This is a genomic window from Bythopirellula superficialaquae, from assembly GCF_059632245.1.
This window is the reverse complement of sequence record NZ_CP197426.1, coordinates 2818352-2834333: the sequence shown is the minus strand read 5'-3', so window position 1 is coordinate 2834333 and position 15982 is coordinate 2818352. Positions and strand designations below refer to the sequence as shown.

Below are 15982 nucleotides of genomic sequence, written 5' to 3'. Positions count from 1 at the left end.
GTTAATTGCTTCTCGCCGCGCTCTGAGTTGCCCCCTTGCCAGCAAACATGGCATCGGCTTCGGCCGAGTCCACATCTCGTTGGGTCATGTTGAGAAACCCAACCATACGTTGATCGCCCGAGCCTGTTACCTCAAAAACGACTGGTTCGTCACTTCCCCTAACGTTGCCTACAACACCGTAGCGAATTTTGAAAGGCTGACCATCGCGTTCGCTCGTGAACAACTGGTCGAGTTGAGAGGTGTTCACACCGATTCGAGTTAACTGGGATTCGGGGAGACCGCGAATAAATTCCTTCAATATTGCTTCATCAGCCGGGCCGATCCAGTTGTTGTTGGCCTGATAAGCAAGATACAAATTCGTCACGCGCTGGATGTTACTTGAATTTGCAGCAGCAATAGCGTCATCCGGATTGATACTCGAATTGCATCCCGTCAACGCACCTACAACAACAAAAATAGCAACCGAGCAAGCAAAAAAAGACTTGAACATCATTTGGAGTCGCATAAAGTGATCCTATCAACCTTACAGACTGTCTTGTGATACCACTACTTGGTCGGCCCGTTTGCCCATACTGTCGAGCAATAACACGTCGGCATCTTGCGAAATCGTACGTGTGGAACCGTCTCCAAAGACGGCACAAATAATGCCCGGATGGGCTGAACCAAAACCCTGCTCGTCGGGCACAAAAGAGTCTGTATCTCCTATGCGGGCATCACTGTCACCTCGGATAAGATACTCAGGTCTTGAACTCGTATTACCAACAGGGCGTGCGGCAAACTGACGCATATGTGGCCAGTCAGCACCGACATAATAACCGTACAATTCCCAATAAGGATTCCCACCCGCTTGACCTGCTGCAGGATTAGGAGCTGTCCAATATTTTGCTTGAGCAGCTTTTTCAGCCAGGAGAATGGTATTCGAAGTGCCATCGACAATCGACTTGGATTTCACGGGAGCAAACTTCCAAATCTGTGGACCTCCATTAACGTTAACATGTCCACCTTTAGCAATGATACCCGTCCAGGTGAGCTCTTCTTCCGTTCCCACGGCATTTGAAGCCGGCGGTACGGTTCTTTGCCACGCAAAACCTGGCCAGTTCGGTGTGAAGTGACTTGCCACCACACCCGCGTAATCTCCCAATGCGAATGCGTAGATCCCATTTGCTATGCAAATACGATCGTTTCTGGAAGGACACTGGAACGTGGGGACTTTCACCTCAACGATGCCGGTTCTTAAAAACCCGCTGTTAGCCTCGGTTCCATCACCACGCCGCCGATCATAAAGATTCTGTTGCTCGATGAAAGGTAGCACCTGATACATCCAACCAGCATTCTCATAGCCAAACAGCGACTTCACCTTTTCGGTATATTGGCCAGTTTGAGTCGTAAACTGTTCAACCGCCCCGCCTGCCGACGGATAGGCTTTCTTGGAACTCTCGAACAGATTGCAAGCGATTCCTAGCTGACGCAGATTGTTGATGCATTGCGACCGCCGGGCCGACTCCCGTGCGGCCTGGATGGCTGGCAGCAAGAGTGCCACCAGCACGCCAATAATCGCAATCACCACCAACAATTCGACCAGCGTGAAACCACGCCGCATCAAAGCACGACGGTACAACATATAAGACTCCATATCCAGATTTCTGCTTACGCGCTGACGCGTGATCTCCTGAACAACAAGCCACAAGCAATTGTCGAAATGAGTGTCAACGAAGCGGGTTCAGGAACGGCCGTCACACCAGCGAGCGCTCCACCATTGTACGCACCTTGCCATTCTGAGAGCAGGGCGGCATCGAATGCCGGGGTTGTGGCCCCACGTTGCCAAAACAGAAAATCTTGGCCCGTCACGGCACCGTCACCATTGAGATCGCCAGCAATACCAACATCGGCAATCGCTTCGATTTGAACGGTCCCATAAGGAGCGACATCGGTGATCCAAACATTGCGACCGTTGAAATTGAAACCGTACTGAACATGACGGCCAGCACCGGCATCAGTTGCTAAGCTGACGCTGAAAGGGCCGGGAGTCAGGGCTACGGTTGAAGTATTGAATGACGAATAGTCAGGGGCGAAGTCGCGGATGAAGGCCGTGGCGACGTGCTCGCTGGTCAAAGTGTTGGCCAAAACTTCGCCTTCAAACGTGACGGTTTGTCCCGAAACGGTATCGATGGGGAGTTCAACATACAGATTGGCATCCATGATTTTGTTTCCGACCGATCCTGGACCACCGGAAGGAGTGTACCAAAACGCGTTAGGATCATTGATCGAATTGGGGGCAAGAGTCAACGTTGTACCCGAAAAGTTTGATACCAAGTCGGCAACACCCCAGTTACTGCCGAAAACAAAAGTTCCCAGGTTCTCAGGAGTCTCAAAGACATTCATATATCCAAGCCAGGGTGCGTCAACTTCGACATTATAAGTGACCTGAGCTTGTGACTGAACAGAAGATAAGACAATCGCTCCACACAGCGAAAGCACGCAACACAAATATTTCACAGCTGATTCCTCCCGACAAGTTATTCCGATTAGCTTAAAAGATTAGGCAAAAGCCGCCGCGCCTGCCCCGGTCGCGGCGACTCTGATTAATCGTATTCAACACAATGATAAAGTCTAACGACGACGACGACCGACAAGTAAACCCATCATCGCGAGCCCGCCCATGGCCAAGCTGGCCGGTTCAGGAACGCCGATAATTTGGATGTTTCCGTAAGGAGCCACGTCCGTCACCCAAACATTCACGCCTGTGGTCTCAAAACCAAATTGGACATGACGACCCGGCACGGGGATCGTGTTCAAGCTGATGCTGAAAGCACCCGTTGAAGATAAAGGGACTGACGACACATTGAAGGAAGAGTAGTCCGGAGCAAAATCCTTGATGAAGGCTATTGTGCTATGTGCACTGGTGAACGAGTTGCTCAGAACCTTGCCAACAAACGTTACGCTCTGCCCAACGAGCGAGTCATCTTGGACATACATACTGGCTGCCATGATCTTGTTGCCGGCAGCACCAGGACCACCCGCGGGTGTGTACCAGTACGGATTGGGATCACCAATTGTATTCGGAGCCAAGGTCAAAACCGGACCAGAGAATGAAGCTACGAGGTCCGCAGTCCCCCAGCCGCTGCCAAACTGATAAGCACCGCCATTGGACGGCAAATCAGACACATTCATAAATCCGAGCCATGTGGCCCCTGGATCGACACTCACGGTGGCTGCACTTGCACGTTGTGCAGCGCCCCAGGCCACACATGCCACAATAAACATAACCATCATACGTTTCATTAGTCGCTCTCCCAAAAGATTGTGCCGCGTCGGATCGGAATAGTAAGAACGCAATTCGCAAGCAGTGCCACGGCAAGACAACTGACGAATTTCTGGCGCGAAAATAATTCGTCGCCAAAGCCTCCAACAAACAAGAACACTGAAAAGTCGTGACTAGTAGCCGCGTGTGAGAAAAGCCCTGCTGGCCCCAGGAAAGCTGTTTCTAAGAAGTAACACACGCGAAACAGTTAGTATCATAAGTGACGGTAACAACGGTGTCAACAAATTTTCCGAATTTTGTGTGACGAGAATTATTTTGCCTGCGATATTTGTTTGGCCAAGGAAAGTGGCTGAAATAACCGGGTTTATTGAGATTCTCTTTGAGAAAATGTTTCAAAATTGTCTTTCCTCTGAGTAACTTCGTGATTACACTGAGTGATGTAACTGTTTCTTGTCACAATTCTCCTCATACGGTTCGGCCATGCCTTCGATTCGCGAAGTCGCTAAAGAAGCCGGCGTTTCCATCGCCACTGTTTCTCGCGTCATTAATGGTAACGGTTCTGTTGCCCTAGAGTTGAAAAATCAGGTTCTCGCAGCCATTGATCGTTGCGATTATCTCCCCTCCGTGGGACGGCGCGCTTGTGATTCCGTGGCGTTACTCTACGTCGGGCAATTCAGTCCAGGCTCACCGTATGACTCGGCCTGTATCGAAGGCATGATCAACGTCATGCGGAAGAGCAATCACGATTTGGCTGTGATCGATCTGGCTCGCGATAAACAACCTGACGAAAGTTATCGCCAGTTTTTTGGCCGTAAAGGTATCTGCGGCGCGATCGTACGTTCGACCGCGGCCGATCGCGAGATTCTAATGAAGATGGCGCAGGAACAGTTTCCGATTGTTGTGCTCGGCGATCACTTCGAGCATCCGCGTCTGCCATTTGTGTACGCAAGTTCGCGCAACGCCAGCCGCGAGGCGATGGAGCATCTGATTTCGCTGGGACATCGCAACATTGCGTTTGCCGCGAGCGATTGCGAAGACGGTGACCACGGCGACCGCTTTGCCGCGTATTGCGATATCATGAAATCGACCGGCTTATATAAGGAAGACTATATCAGCCGCATTCCACCTCATCGGATGGATGGCGCGCAGCTGTTGCGCAAGCTCATGGCGATGCCCAATCCGCCAACGGGCGTCTTCGCGGCCGATCCGTTCATTGCGATTGGTTTGATCAACGAAGCCCACGCCTTGGGTATCAAAGTGCCGAATGAGCTTTCCATCGTGGGATTCGACGACACCGATACCCGCAGCCAGTTGTATCCCCGCATGACGGCCATTTGTCAGGATTCGCTGCTGCTGGGCAGCGTGGCGTTTGAATGCATCATGCAACTGATCAAAGGCGAATCGCTCCCTGTAACAGCCAACTATGTGCAATCCGCGTGGTTGGAGATCAATTCGACAACCGCCCCGCCGCCGGCCGAGCGTTTTCGCGTCCTCACGAACGGTTTGCGCTTACCCACGCTGGAAAAAGCCCGCTAGCCGCACGCTTCGCGCGGCGTTCTCAATGTGCGTGCCAACTGGTATCATGGTGGGGAAGTTTTCCCGCGGTCATGATTTTAAGCGATGGCATTAATACAACTGAGTGATTTGAGCGTCGGATTCCGCGGACCGGCGTTGCTGGAAGACGTGGATTGTCAGATCGAGCGCGGCCAGCGGATCGGTTTGCTGGGTCGTAACGGCTCGGGCAAAACCACGCTGATGCGGATCCTTTCGGGGCAAATCTTGCCCGATCATGGCCAGGTTTTGTGCGCCCCCGAGACCCGCGTATCGCTACTGCCCCAGGAAGTGCCGCTGGGTCTTACAGGCACAGTCGAGGAAGTTGTCCGCGGCGGACTGGACCAAGTTGAAGACGAGTACCACCACGACTGGGAAGGCGAACAGCGGCTCGAACGGCTGCTCACGGAAATGTCGCTCGACGCCGAGCGGCAAGTCGAAACGCTATCCGCCGGGATGAAACGTCGTGTATTGTTGGCGCGTCAGTTGGTGGCCAACCCCGATTTGCTGCTGCTCGACGAGCCCACGAACCACCTCGATATCGAAGCGATCATCTGGCTGGAAGATTTTCTGGTACGTTGGTCGGGAACGTATTTATTCGTGACCCACGACCGGGCCTTCTTGCGTAAGCTCGCCACGCGGATTTTGGAGATCGATCGGGGCAAGCTGTTTGATTGGTCGTGCGATTACGACACGTTCTTGAAACGCAAAGAAGCTGCGCTGGCCGCAGAAGAAAAACAAAACGCCCTATTCGACAAAAAGCTCGCGCAGGAAGAAGCGTGGATTCGCCAGGGGATCAAAGCTCGCCGCACGCGGAACGAAGGCCGCGTGCGGGCGCTTAAGGAACTGCGCGTGAAGCGCTCCGAACGCCGCAGCAATGTCGGCAAGGCGAAGGTCAATATTCAGACCGAGCAGCGGAGCGGGGCGCTGGTGATTCGTGCCGAGGAAGTTTCCTTTGGCTACGATGGTCACGATATCGTCAGTGAGTTCTCAACCGAGGTTATGCGCGGCGACAAGATCGGCATCATCGGCCCCAATGGCGCGGGCAAATCGACGCTCTTGCGTTTGCTGCTCGGTAAACTGGAACCCCAAAGCGGCAGCGTGCGATTAGGAACGAATTTGCAGATCGCTTATTTCGATCAGCTCCGCGATCAACTCAACGAAGAGAAAACCGTTCAAGATAATGTGGGCGAAGGGGGCGACGAACTGCTGATTAACGGCAGGGCGCGGCATGTGCTCGGGTATTTGCAGGACTTCCTGTTCACGCCCGAGCGGGCGCGAACGCAGGTGAAGTTCCTTTCAGGTGGTGAGCGAAATCGCGTGTTGCTCGCCAAGCTGTTTTCCAAACCCGCCAACTTGATTGTGCTCGACGAACCGACCAACGATTTGGATTCCGAGACCCTGGAACTGTTGGAAGAGCAATTGATCGAATTCCCCGGCACAATGTTGATGGTGAGCCACGACCGCGAATTTCTGAACAACGTCGTCACGAGCACGATTGCCTTCGAGCAAGCGGGACCACGGGAATACGTTGGCGGGTATGACGATTGGTTGCGTCAACGAGCAATCATTGCTGAGCAAGCCGAGGAAAAAGCCGCTGTGACTGCTGTTGCCGCTAAGCCGCAAGCGGCTAAGAGAAAGCTTTCCTACAACGAACAGCGCGAGCTGACCGGCTTGCCGGCGAAGATCGAAAAGTTGGAAGCCAAAGTGGGCGAACTCCACGTCGCCATGGCAGCGCCGAGTTTCTTCAAGCAAGCCGGGCCAATCATTGCCACCAAGCAGGCGGAACTGCAAGCTCTCGAAACCGAACTCTCCACGGCTTACGTGCGGTGGGAAGAGTTGGAAAAAAGCTAACCGAACCTTAGCGGATTAGTTCGGGCTTGATGTTTTCGATCACCATGCCGTTTTCGGTTTGCAGCATGATCCCCAGCAAGTTGCCGTTGGAACTCATGATACACGCCCCGTGCCAGGTTTCGTCGAACGGCAAACGGGAATCAATTTGCCAACGCTCGTCGGCAAACGTTAATCGGTCAGTGGCAATGGGCGTGGTGAGATTGTCGCTGCCACAGGTGACGATCAGTTCTTGATACTTGCTCAAGTCGGCGTTGGGCTGAATCTTCGCCAGCGGCCAAGTCGATTCCGCCTTGAATTCTTCGGCCGGCAACACGCGCTTGGCTAAGCCGCCGCTGATGGTGATTCCCTCTGCGACGATGGGAATCGTCTCGCCCCAGATTTCAAGCGTCCGCTCGTCCTCTTTGTCGAAACTCAATAAATCGGCCGGGCCGAGAATGGCTCGATTTTCGAGTGCCAACAACCAGCCGCGCCGGCGGTTGTGGCCAAACACGGCCAGTGCGCCTTTGCCTTGCGAGATCGCAATCGTCGGCTGGGGGAAAATAAAATCATCGGGAAGCGAAGCACTGCCGATCGCGAGCCGCGGTTGCCATTTCAGCCACTCATCGCGCGGAGATTTCGTGAGTTCAAACCGATGCCCGGTGCTCACTCGCTCGCCAGCGGCATCTGGCGTTGCCATGGCCACACCTCCGGCGGCGATTGTTGCCAGCGTTTCGGCATCAAATTCCAACCCTTGAAAGCCAAACCGCAGATCGATGCCGCTGTTACTCCAAAATCGCGTGTTATCGCGAATCAACGAACGATATTCGGGGCGAATGTAAGTGCGTGCCACCACATTAGACGAATCATTAGTGAGCCCCACGCTAATCACGTGGCCGATATCGACGCCGCGATAACTCACCGGCGAACCACGTTGCAGTCCAAAACGCTGAATCGATTCCAACACGATTTCTAATCCATCAGAAATATCTTCCACTGAGGCGGGGGGATCGGAGAGTCCCTCAAAAATTGTCGCGCGTGCGCTATTCGGCGAGCCGGGCAGTACGCCGACGTAGCGTCCGCTGAGTAACGTATCGAGTCCGCGAATCTGCCCCAAACGAATATCCGGCTTTTCGATCCAGAAGCGTGTTCCCTCACGGGCCAAGGGGGCCGACTCGGCCGTGAGTTCCGCCGTGACGGTCACGTGTTTGAGGTCGTCATCAAGCACTAGAGATTTCACTTCACCGACGTCGATGCCGCGGTAGCGTACCTTGTCACCAGGCACCAAACCATGGCCTTCGGTGAACGCGATTTGAATTTGAGTTCCCGACGTATCGAGCGCGGCCCAAATGAGGGCGATCGCCACTAAAAAGCAAAGGGCCGTCACATTCCAGACCCGTGACGTGAGCTGTCCCGCGACACGCGCCGGATGCGCAACATTGCGAACCTCAGCCGTGGGAAATTCCGATTGTGGGGGAGTCTCGTCACTCATTGTCACCTTCCCAAATCGCATAAGGGTTAAACGACAACGAGGCGAGCATGCTCATCGCCACGCACAGCACAAATGCCCACACAGCTGGACCGATATGAAATTCCACGAGCGTGCCCAATTTCACCAGCATCACTAAAAACGCCAGCAGCATCACATCCATCATGCTCCATCGGCCTGCTTGTTCCATGATGCGATAAGTGAGTGCTTTGTGATTGCGGTGAAGAATCCCGAAGAGACTCAATTCCAACAGCAGCACAATTTTGACCAAGGGAAAGATAATCGAAAAGAGCAACACGACAAAACCAACGAACCAACTCCCCTCGCGGATCAGTTCGATGGTTCCCATCAGCAAACTGGATTGATGATGTCGGCCGAGGCGTTCGATTTCTAGAATCGGCAGCAAAATTGCCGGCCAATACAGCACAAACGCGGCCATGGCCAACGCGGCAGTGCGACTGGCGGAATAATCGCCATAGCGGCTGACCGTGGCCCCGCAGCGCGAGCAGGCAGCAACTTGCTTCGCAGCGAGCAGGGGAATGTGTTGAATCAAGCCGCAGCAGTGACAGGCTTTCAGGTCGGAAATGGAATTGGCCACGACATGCTCCCGAGAATGCGGTGGCGGTCCATCAAGATCCACTCTTAATCACCCCACTCTCAATCACCATTTTCAAATAAATCGTCGGTGGGGTAGGGGACCGGCTTGCCGCCGAGTTGGCTAATCGCATTATGAGCGGCCCGTTGTTCTGATTCCTTTTTGCTGCGGCCCCACGCCGGTGCAAACAGGACCGACGCGACCTGAGCGGCCACCTTGAAGCACTTGCTGTGGTCAGGCCCTTTTTCGTCGAGCAGATTGTAAATCGGCGTCACGCCATGTTCGCGTTGCGCATAGTGTTGCAGCTGTGATTTGTAGTTGCCGCGGAACTCGCCCGAAACGGTCTGCTCGATTTCCGCTTCAATGTGCTTGAGAATAAATGCCTTGGCTGGCTCGATGCCGCCATCCATATAAATAGCAGCGATCAACGACTCGAGCGCGGCGGCAATCACTGAACGCGGAATCTCGGGATCGGCAGCCATGCCTTTGCCGAGCATTAAGAATTCGTGCAGACCCAAGTTCTCCGAAATCGTCGCGCAAGTGTCTCGGCTCACCACGACCGATTTGATCTTCGTGAGGTCCCCTTCGAGATACTCAGGGTATTGCAAATATAACTGTTCGCAAACGACAAAGCCCAGGATGGCATCGCCGAGAAACTCCATCCGCTCGTTCGATGCCAAGCGATGCGAAACCCCCGAGGCATGCTTGAGGGCCGCGTTGAGAAATTCGACGTTACGAAAACGATAGCCGATCTGCTCCTGGCAGGCTTCCAGATCGGTCAGTGTTGAGGAATTTGATTCAGACAAAGAAACTCTCAGCGAGCGGGTGATCATAGATGCGAAGTTGATGTCACTTGCCCTAAAACCCTGCGGCACAAGCGTTTTCGCACTCATTCTAGGCTACCCACGACCCGAAAAAGTGTCAACGCGAGCCATGGCCGTCCAACGGGTTCCGATTCTTCTTGTTGCGTCGCTCATGGGTCATTAGCGCCCAAAGTTCATGGTTTAACGCAGATCGTTGGTGTGGGGGTGGCCAAATTTCTGGGGTAGTCTTTCAAGGGTTGTCATCGAAAATGAAGCCTGCCCAGGGAATGATTGAACAGATACACTGCAAGATTCCCTCACACGTTTTGATGCTCGGTATCCATGATTAACACGCTTTACCTGCCGGAACTACGCGAAATGCTGGCCGCCCACGACCTGGGCGAGCTGCAGGAGTTCTGCACCGCGCTGCATCCAGCTCGCACGGCGGAATTCATGGAAGGTCTGTCTCCCGACGAAGCGTGGGCTGTTTTGCAGGCCGCGGATCGCAACACGCGGGCTCAGATCTTTAGCTATCTGCCCGAAGAGATGCAGGTGGCGATTCTTGAAACCAGTGATCCCAAAGGAGTCAGCCAACTCATCGCGGATATGCCCCCCGACGACCGGGTGGACCTGATGAAAAAGGCCGACCCGGTGATCGTGGAAGAAGTGTTGGCCCTGGTGCCGACCAAGGAACGCCGCGACATTCTTCGCCTGCGAGCCTATCCGGAAGGGACCGCCGGGGCGTTGATGACCACCGAAGTGGCGTTCCTGCCCGAGACGCTCACGGTTCGCGATGCCCTTGAAGAGATTGGTCGCGAGTCGCACGACTTCGAGACGATCTATTACATCTACATCGTCGATGCCGAAATGCACCTGCGGGGAGTCGTGTCGGCGCGGCAGCTAGTTACGCACATCGGTAAGCCTAACCTGCTGCTTTCCGAGTTGATGACTCGCGACTTAGTCACGGTGGTGGCAACCGACGATCAAGAAACCGTGGCTGAGAAGGTTGCGGATTATAACTTTCTGGCGATCCCGGTGGTCGACAGCGAGCAACGCCTCGTCGGCATTATTACGCACGACGACGTGATCGACGTATTGCAAGAAGAAGCAACCCGCGACGCGCACTTGGCGGGTGCCGTGGGGCCGCTGACCGAAACCTATTTAGCTACCCCCTGGATGCAGCTCACGCGACACAGGGCAGGGTGGCTGGCCTTATTGTTCGCCGGGGCGTTGTTTACCACCTTTGCTATGCGGTCTTATAACGACAGTGTGCAAGAATTTGCGTGGATCGCGTGGTTCGTGCCGCTCGTGATTTCCACGGGAGGAAATTCGGGGAGCCAATCGGCGACGTTAATGATTCGCGCTTTGACGACCAAAGAAATCTCGCCCTCCGACTGGCGGCGCGTCGTTGTGCGTGAACTGGTGATCGGCTTCTTATTAGGGGGCTGCCTCTCGATCATCGGCTACATGGTGGGCTGTTTTATGGCTCCCTCGTTTATCGATGCGCTCGTGTTGCCACTCACGATTGTGCTCGTGGTGGCCTGCGGCACGCTGTTAGGATCGCTGTTGCCGCTGTTATTTCATTGGCTGGGCTTTGACCCCGCGTTGATGAGTACCCCGTTTATCGCGGGCATCAGCGATATTGTGGGCATCGTACTGTATATGAATGTCGCAGGCTGGCTGCTCAAGTCGAGTCTGTAGGCTAAATTTAGCCCCGGGTGATCGGGAGGTTCTGCCGACCGTCCACCCGGGGCAGCAAAGTTCTTAACCGCTGATGGACGCTGATCAACGCTGATAAGAATCAATAAATCAGAATTCTTTAAACATCCAGCAGCGGCTGGCCCACATACATTTGCAGGACTTGGCTCTGCACTTTGATCGCACGAATGAGAACCCAGATTTGGTCTTTGCTGAATTTCTCCGGATCGGAGCTGGCCAGTTCTTCCAATTCGTAGGTCATCGCGGCATGTTGGTCGGTCGCGAATTGAAGCTTGAGGCCCATTTCGCTCCAGGCGGCACGAAGATTTTTTTCTTCATGCAGTTCGTCCAAACGGTCGGCATTGTTCGTGATCAAAAGACACAATCGTGCCACGTCTTGAGCGGAGGCTTCGGGTTGAATTTCCTGAATCAAGCCCGCGAGTTTTTCGCAATTCATGGACGTATTCCTGGATGCTAACGCAAGGTATTGAGCGGTGAGCGGCAGGCGATTTCAGTGGTTTGAAGTTCGACTTCCGTCAGACAAGATTCCGCTGGTGAAAAGTATTGAACGAGCATTATTTCCGTTTCTGTAGCGTGCCCGTTTGTCAAAGCTTAGCTTACAAACGCGCGTTGAATCGTTATGATGTGAGTAGGAACCGCACTCCGGTTTTTGAGCCTATCTCGGGATACCGTGAACCGCCGTTGGCTGGGTGTGTCCGCTGAAGCGTGGCGGTTACAACCGTTACAAACGGCCCCAACATATTGAAGTTTTAGAGACCGCGAATATGCCCACTTTGGGAGTCAACATCGATCACGTGGCCACCGTGCGTCAGGCCCGGATGACGAACGAACCAGACCCTGTTTGGGCGGCCACGCTGGCGGAACTCGGCGGTGCCGATGGCATCACGCTGCATTTGCGCGAAGACCGCCGCCACATTCAAGAACGCGATTTGACTCTGTTAGGTCAGACCGTGGCCGTGAAGCTGAATCTGGAATTGGCTTGCAGCGACGACGTACTGAACATTGCTTGTAATGCTCGCCCGCATCAAGCCACGCTCGTACCGGAACGCCGTGAGGAAGTGACCACCGAAGGAGGGTTGGACGTTGTCGGGCAAAGAGAACGTGTGACCGACGCCGTGAAGCGGTTGCAGGAGGCGGGGATTGTAGTCAGTTTGTTTCTCGATCCCGATCCGGCGCAGATTGAAGCAGGAATTGCCACCGGCGCAACCGCGGTGGAACTGCACACGGGTGCCTACGCCCATGCCGCGGCGGAATTCGCGGCAAGCAAACAACTGGCCGGTTTGATCGTGGCCGGCAAGCAGATTCACGATGCGGGGCTCATCTTGCACGCTGGGCATGGACTGACTTACCGCAACGTGCGGCCGATTGCCGAGATCCCCAATATGTGCGAGCTGAACATCGGGCACAGCATTGTGTCGCGAGCGATTATGGTGGGGCTCGAACAGGCGGTCCGCGATATGAAACGGCTGATCACCCTCTGAAGATGGCCCTCTAGCGGATGGGGCGATTGCAGGCCGACGGCCTGAGTCGCTATCATGCGGGATTCCACGGGGCGTGAGATCATGAGTAATACAATCCAGGGAGGAATCAAGTAATGGAAAGAAAAGGTCAGGAATTTGCCGGCGTTTCGGTCGCGATTGTCACGCCCTTCAAAAATGATGAAGTCGACTACGACCGTCTCAAGGAACAAGTCGAGTTCCAAATCTCTGCCGGAGTGGCATGCTTGTGTCCCGTGGGAACGACCGGTGAATCGCCGACGCTTTCGCACGACGAACATGAGCGGGTGATTGCCTTCGTCTGCGAAACCGTCGATGGCCGCATCAAAGTGATGCCAGGCACCGGTTCCAACAGCACGGCGGAAGCGTTGCGGCTGACAAAATCGGCCGAAAAAGCTGGTGCTGATGGCGCGCTGCAGGTAGCTCCGTATTACAACAAGCCCACTCAACAAGGCTTTTACGAGCATTTCAAGCGACTGGCCGAAGAAACGAACCTGCCACAGTGCATTTACAACATTCCGGGACGAACCGGCAAAAACATTGAGCCGGAAACGATCATCCGACTGGCCGAATTGCAGAACATCGCCCTCGTGAAAGAGGCCACGGGTTCGCTGGATCAAGCCTCGGCTGTGTTGGCCAATACCAACCTCACGGTACTGAGCGGCGACGACAGTTTGACGCTGCCGATCATGGCTGTGGGTGGTGGTGGCGTGATTTCCGTCGCGGCGAACGTCGTTCCCAAGGACGTGATTGCGATGCTGACGGCCTTCAACGCGAACAAGATCGCGGAAGCCCAAGAATTGCATTACAAAATGTTCCCGCTCTGCCGCGACATGTTGGGACTGGCGACAAATCCAATTCCGATCAAGGCCGCGATGAAAATGCTGGGTCGCGACACGGGCGAATTGCGTTTGCCGATGACGCCGCTCACCAAGGACGAAGAAGCCTCGCTGCGTAAGACGCTAACGAAATACGGTTTGCTTTAATCAGTAACTTGAATGTTGGCCCCGGTATTGGCGGGGGGGGCGATGAGGGTTTCGTAGCCGCGGAATTCTGAAGTGGCGAGAAGTGCTTGACAAAGTTGTTGGGCAGAGGTTTGGTCAGGCAGCAGAACAAACACCGTGGGCCCCCATGAGGATTGGCCGACGCCGGTGATTCCCTGGGCACGAAGCCAAGCGATCAGCCGCGCCGTTTCCGGTGAAGAAAAAATCCCACCTTGCGCGGGAGCAAAGCATTTTCCGGCGAGGCAACCGTATTGATAGAGTGCTTCGTAGAACTTGCTGATTTCACGGGCTTCAAGCGCAGGGATAAGTTCGAGCTGAGTGAGACTTTCCAATTCAGTGGTTACAGACGACGGAACCGCTGGCAATTTAGCGATCGTGCGAGTTTCTTCCAGCCCGGCGCGTCCTTGGAGATTGCTGGAAGTGATCAGCAGGAAGCGCCACTCGGCCGGGAATTCGCCTCGATAAGCGAGACTTCCCAGTGGTTCGTTGGCAAGATGTCCTGCGTCGACGATGAATCCGCCGAGTAGGAAACCGTACGTGCCGATGGCTGAACGCCGCCCGCGCCGCGTCAGTTGGGCGAGCCTGACGGGATCACGCCAGGGGAAGCCCATGGCTTCAGCAATTCCCGCCGCCACGGCCAAGCCAAGTTGTGTTCCCACGCCGAGACCCGTGTGTTCACGCGAAGCTGCGCGAACGTTGATGCAGATCTGCGGCAGAATCGATAGCTGCAAGTGATCAGCGATGGAATCAGCAAATGTGATGACGCGATCACTCAAAAGCCCTGTGGCTTGGAATTGATCGGCCGCGGTGATCTCCAACTCCACGCCCGGCGCAGCAACCATGGCCCCGATGCCACCGAATTGTGGGCGATCGGCATCATGCCCGAGACTCGTGAGCCCGAAATGCAGGCGACAATGGGTATGAACTTCGACACGGCGTTTCATGATCGTGTTGACTCCGCCGCAAGTGTTTGCTCGATATGCTGCCGGAGCTGATCAAAAGCACGGTGTTCGCCGGCAGCGCCGGTTTTGTCGACCAGAGGTTGCAGACGTACAAGCTCCGCCAAAATCTCCTCCGATGGCAAGATATGCAGTCTCGTGGCTAAGATCGCGGCTTCGATCACGGCGTGTTTGGCACGATTGAAGCCAAAGAAGTCCCGCAGCGTACCGCGAGCTTGAGTTCGAGCAATGATGCATGATCTCTGCTGTGAGTCGTCAATCGAAATCACCTTGAATTCAAACCAGCGACAGGCATTCGCGAGCACCAACGGATGATCCGATAAAAACGTGGGTTTTTCCACGCGTCCAATTGCCGCTGCGGCGAAGAGTTCCACATCATCGGTGATTTGCAGTATGCCCTCGCGAGTTTGAACCAGATTTTCAAAGGTTGTTGAAGTTTGAAACGGCCGCAGTACGAATGTTTCAAACTCGTCGTCGACCACAGGCCCCATGGGAGCAATGTTGATCGCACCTGCCGAATTATGCGTGGTGACGATCCCTTCGAGAATTCGACCGGTTGCACCAAGTTGGGGAACGGAATCCGTGGACATGAAGTTTCCCATTAAAAGGTGACTGGCCGAGTCGGCAAGTGGGGTTTGTAATTTTGTGACAAGCGCAATTCCTTGGCGGCAATTTCTTGGGGGTTCACGTTGGCATCAATCCCTGCCATCCGCAGGAAGTTGGCGAGCAACTGATAACCGAACTGCGTGAGGGTCGCTTCGGGATGAAATTGCACGCTAACGACGGGAAATCGCCGGTGCTCGATTGCCATAATTGTGCCATCCCCTGTGCGCGCTGTAACTGCAAATTCAGCAGGTAAACTGGCTTCTTCCACGATCAACGAGTGGTAACGACACACGGTAAAAGGCGAAGGAACTTCGCGAAACAGGGTTGTTTGTTCGTGCCAGACATCCGAAGTGCGGCCATGCATTGGTTCAATGGCACGAACAATTCTAGAACCAAAAGCGGCAGCGATTGTTTGGTGGCCCAAGCAAACACCGAGCATGGGAATCTCGGCAGATAACTCGCGAACTAAATCCAAACTGCAACCTGCTTCAGTCGGCGTACATGGTCCTGGTGAAAGGACAATCGCTTGCGGTTTGAGATGTCGAACATCGGCGGGAGTTGTCGTATCATTACGCACGACCAGCGTTTCCTGACCGAGTCGTTGGAAATGACGCGCCAGGTTATGAACAAAACTATCGTAGTTGTCGATCAACAAAATCATGGAGTTG

Annotated in this window: 16 protein-coding genes; 5 read left to right on the top strand and 11 right to left on the bottom strand. The window is 54.4% G+C overall.

Going from position 1 to position 15982, the window contains the following annotated elements; all coding sequences use genetic code 11:
* Position 1 precedes the first annotated feature (1 nt).
* The 4 genes from SH678x_RS11640 to SH678x_RS11625 all read right to left on the bottom strand — a co-directional run bounded on the left by SH678x_RS11640 (position 2) and on the right by SH678x_RS11625 (position 3282).
* The gene (locus SH678x_RS11640) at positions 2–505 is read right to left on the bottom strand and encodes a hypothetical protein (protein WP_496918618.1); all 504 of its coding nucleotides are present in this window, start codon (positions 503–505) and stop codon (positions 2–4) included.
* Positions 506–523: 18 nt separating this feature from the next.
* On the bottom strand, positions 524–1621 hold the full coding sequence (locus SH678x_RS11635; protein WP_496918617.1) for a DUF1559 family PulG-like putative transporter: 1098 nt from the start codon (positions 1619–1621) through the stop codon (positions 524–526).
* Positions 1622–1647: 26 nt separating this feature from the next.
* Complete coding sequence (locus SH678x_RS11630) at positions 1648–2496, bottom strand: hypothetical protein (protein ID WP_496918616.1); 849 nt, start codon at positions 2494–2496, stop codon at positions 1648–1650.
* A gap of 114 nt (positions 2497–2610) precedes the next feature.
* Positions 2611–3282, bottom strand: coding sequence for a PEP-CTERM sorting domain-containing protein (locus SH678x_RS11625; RefSeq protein ID WP_496918615.1), 672 nt, complete (start codon positions 3280–3282; stop codon positions 2611–2613).
* 460 nt (positions 3283–3742) lie between these two features.
* Here SH678x_RS11625 and SH678x_RS11620 point away from each other — a divergent pair, with 460 nt between their 5' ends.
* On the top strand, positions 3743–4798 hold the full coding sequence (locus SH678x_RS11620; RefSeq protein WP_496918614.1) for a LacI family DNA-binding transcriptional regulator: 1056 nt from the start codon (positions 3743–3745) through the stop codon (positions 4796–4798).
* Between the two features lie 84 nt (positions 4799–4882).
* A complete protein-coding gene (locus SH678x_RS11615) occupies positions 4883–6667 on the top strand; it encodes an ATP-binding cassette domain-containing protein (RefSeq protein WP_496918613.1) in 1785 nt (594 codons plus the stop codon).
* A gap of 7 nt (positions 6668–6674) precedes the next feature.
* Here SH678x_RS11615 and SH678x_RS11610 read toward each other — a convergent pair whose 3' ends face one another.
* From SH678x_RS11610 to rnc, 3 genes are read right to left on the bottom strand one after another with little or no spacing between them, the layout of a single operon-like run.
* Entirely contained in the window at positions 6675–8135 is a 1461-nt protein-coding gene (locus tag SH678x_RS11610) for an MlaD family protein (RefSeq protein WP_496918612.1), read from the bottom strand.
* A complete protein-coding gene (locus SH678x_RS11605) occupies positions 8128–8730 on the bottom strand; it encodes a paraquat-inducible protein A (protein WP_496918611.1) in 603 nt (200 codons plus the stop codon). Before SH678x_RS11605 ends, SH678x_RS11610 begins: the two co-directional genes overlap by 8 nt.
* Positions 8731–8789: 59 nt before the next feature.
* On the bottom strand, positions 8790–9533 hold the full coding sequence (gene rnc / locus SH678x_RS11600) for a ribonuclease III (protein ID WP_496918610.1): 744 nt from the start codon (positions 9531–9533) through the stop codon (positions 8790–8792).
* 339 nt (positions 9534–9872) lie between these two features.
* On the opposite strand from rnc, the gene mgtE reads away from it, so the two are divergent.
* Entirely contained in the window at positions 9873–11231 is a 1359-nt protein-coding gene (gene mgtE / locus SH678x_RS11595) for a magnesium transporter (RefSeq protein WP_496918609.1), read from the top strand.
* A 118-nt stretch (positions 11232–11349) separates the two neighbouring features.
* Here the strand turns inward: mgtE and SH678x_RS11590 are convergent, their stop codons facing one another.
* On the bottom strand, positions 11350–11685 hold the full coding sequence (locus SH678x_RS11590; RefSeq protein WP_496918608.1) for a hypothetical protein: 336 nt from the start codon (positions 11683–11685) through the stop codon (positions 11350–11352).
* Positions 11686–12013: 328 nt separating this feature from the next.
* Here SH678x_RS11590 and SH678x_RS11585 point away from each other — a divergent pair, with 328 nt between their 5' ends.
* Positions 12014–12730, top strand: coding sequence for a pyridoxine 5'-phosphate synthase (locus SH678x_RS11585; RefSeq protein ID WP_496918607.1), 717 nt, complete (start codon positions 12014–12016; stop codon positions 12728–12730).
* A 113-nt stretch (positions 12731–12843) separates the two neighbouring features.
* Positions 12844–13731, top strand: a complete 888-nt coding sequence (dapA, locus tag SH678x_RS11580; RefSeq protein ID WP_496918606.1) for a 4-hydroxy-tetrahydrodipicolinate synthase — start codon at positions 12844–12846, stop codon at positions 13729–13731.
* Here dapA and SH678x_RS11575 read toward each other — a convergent pair.
* Genes SH678x_RS11575 through SH678x_RS11565 form a run of 3 tightly spaced genes read right to left on the bottom strand, consistent with a single transcriptional unit; the run spans position 13728 to position 15975 of the window.
* The gene (locus SH678x_RS11575; RefSeq protein WP_496918605.1) at positions 13728–14693 is read right to left on the bottom strand and encodes a hypothetical protein; all 966 of its coding nucleotides are present in this window, start codon (positions 14691–14693) and stop codon (positions 13728–13730) included. The genes dapA and SH678x_RS11575 overlap by 4 nt on opposite strands.
* Entirely contained in the window at positions 14690–15298 is a 609-nt protein-coding gene (locus tag SH678x_RS11570; protein ID WP_496918604.1) for a DUF447 domain-containing protein, read from the bottom strand. Before SH678x_RS11570 ends, SH678x_RS11575 begins: the two co-directional genes overlap by 4 nt.
* An 11-nt stretch (positions 15299–15309) precedes the next feature.
* The gene (locus tag SH678x_RS11565) at positions 15310–15975 is read right to left on the bottom strand and encodes an anthranilate synthase component II (RefSeq protein WP_496918603.1); all 666 of its coding nucleotides are present in this window, start codon (positions 15973–15975) and stop codon (positions 15310–15312) included.
* Positions 15976–15982: the final 7 nt, after the last annotated feature.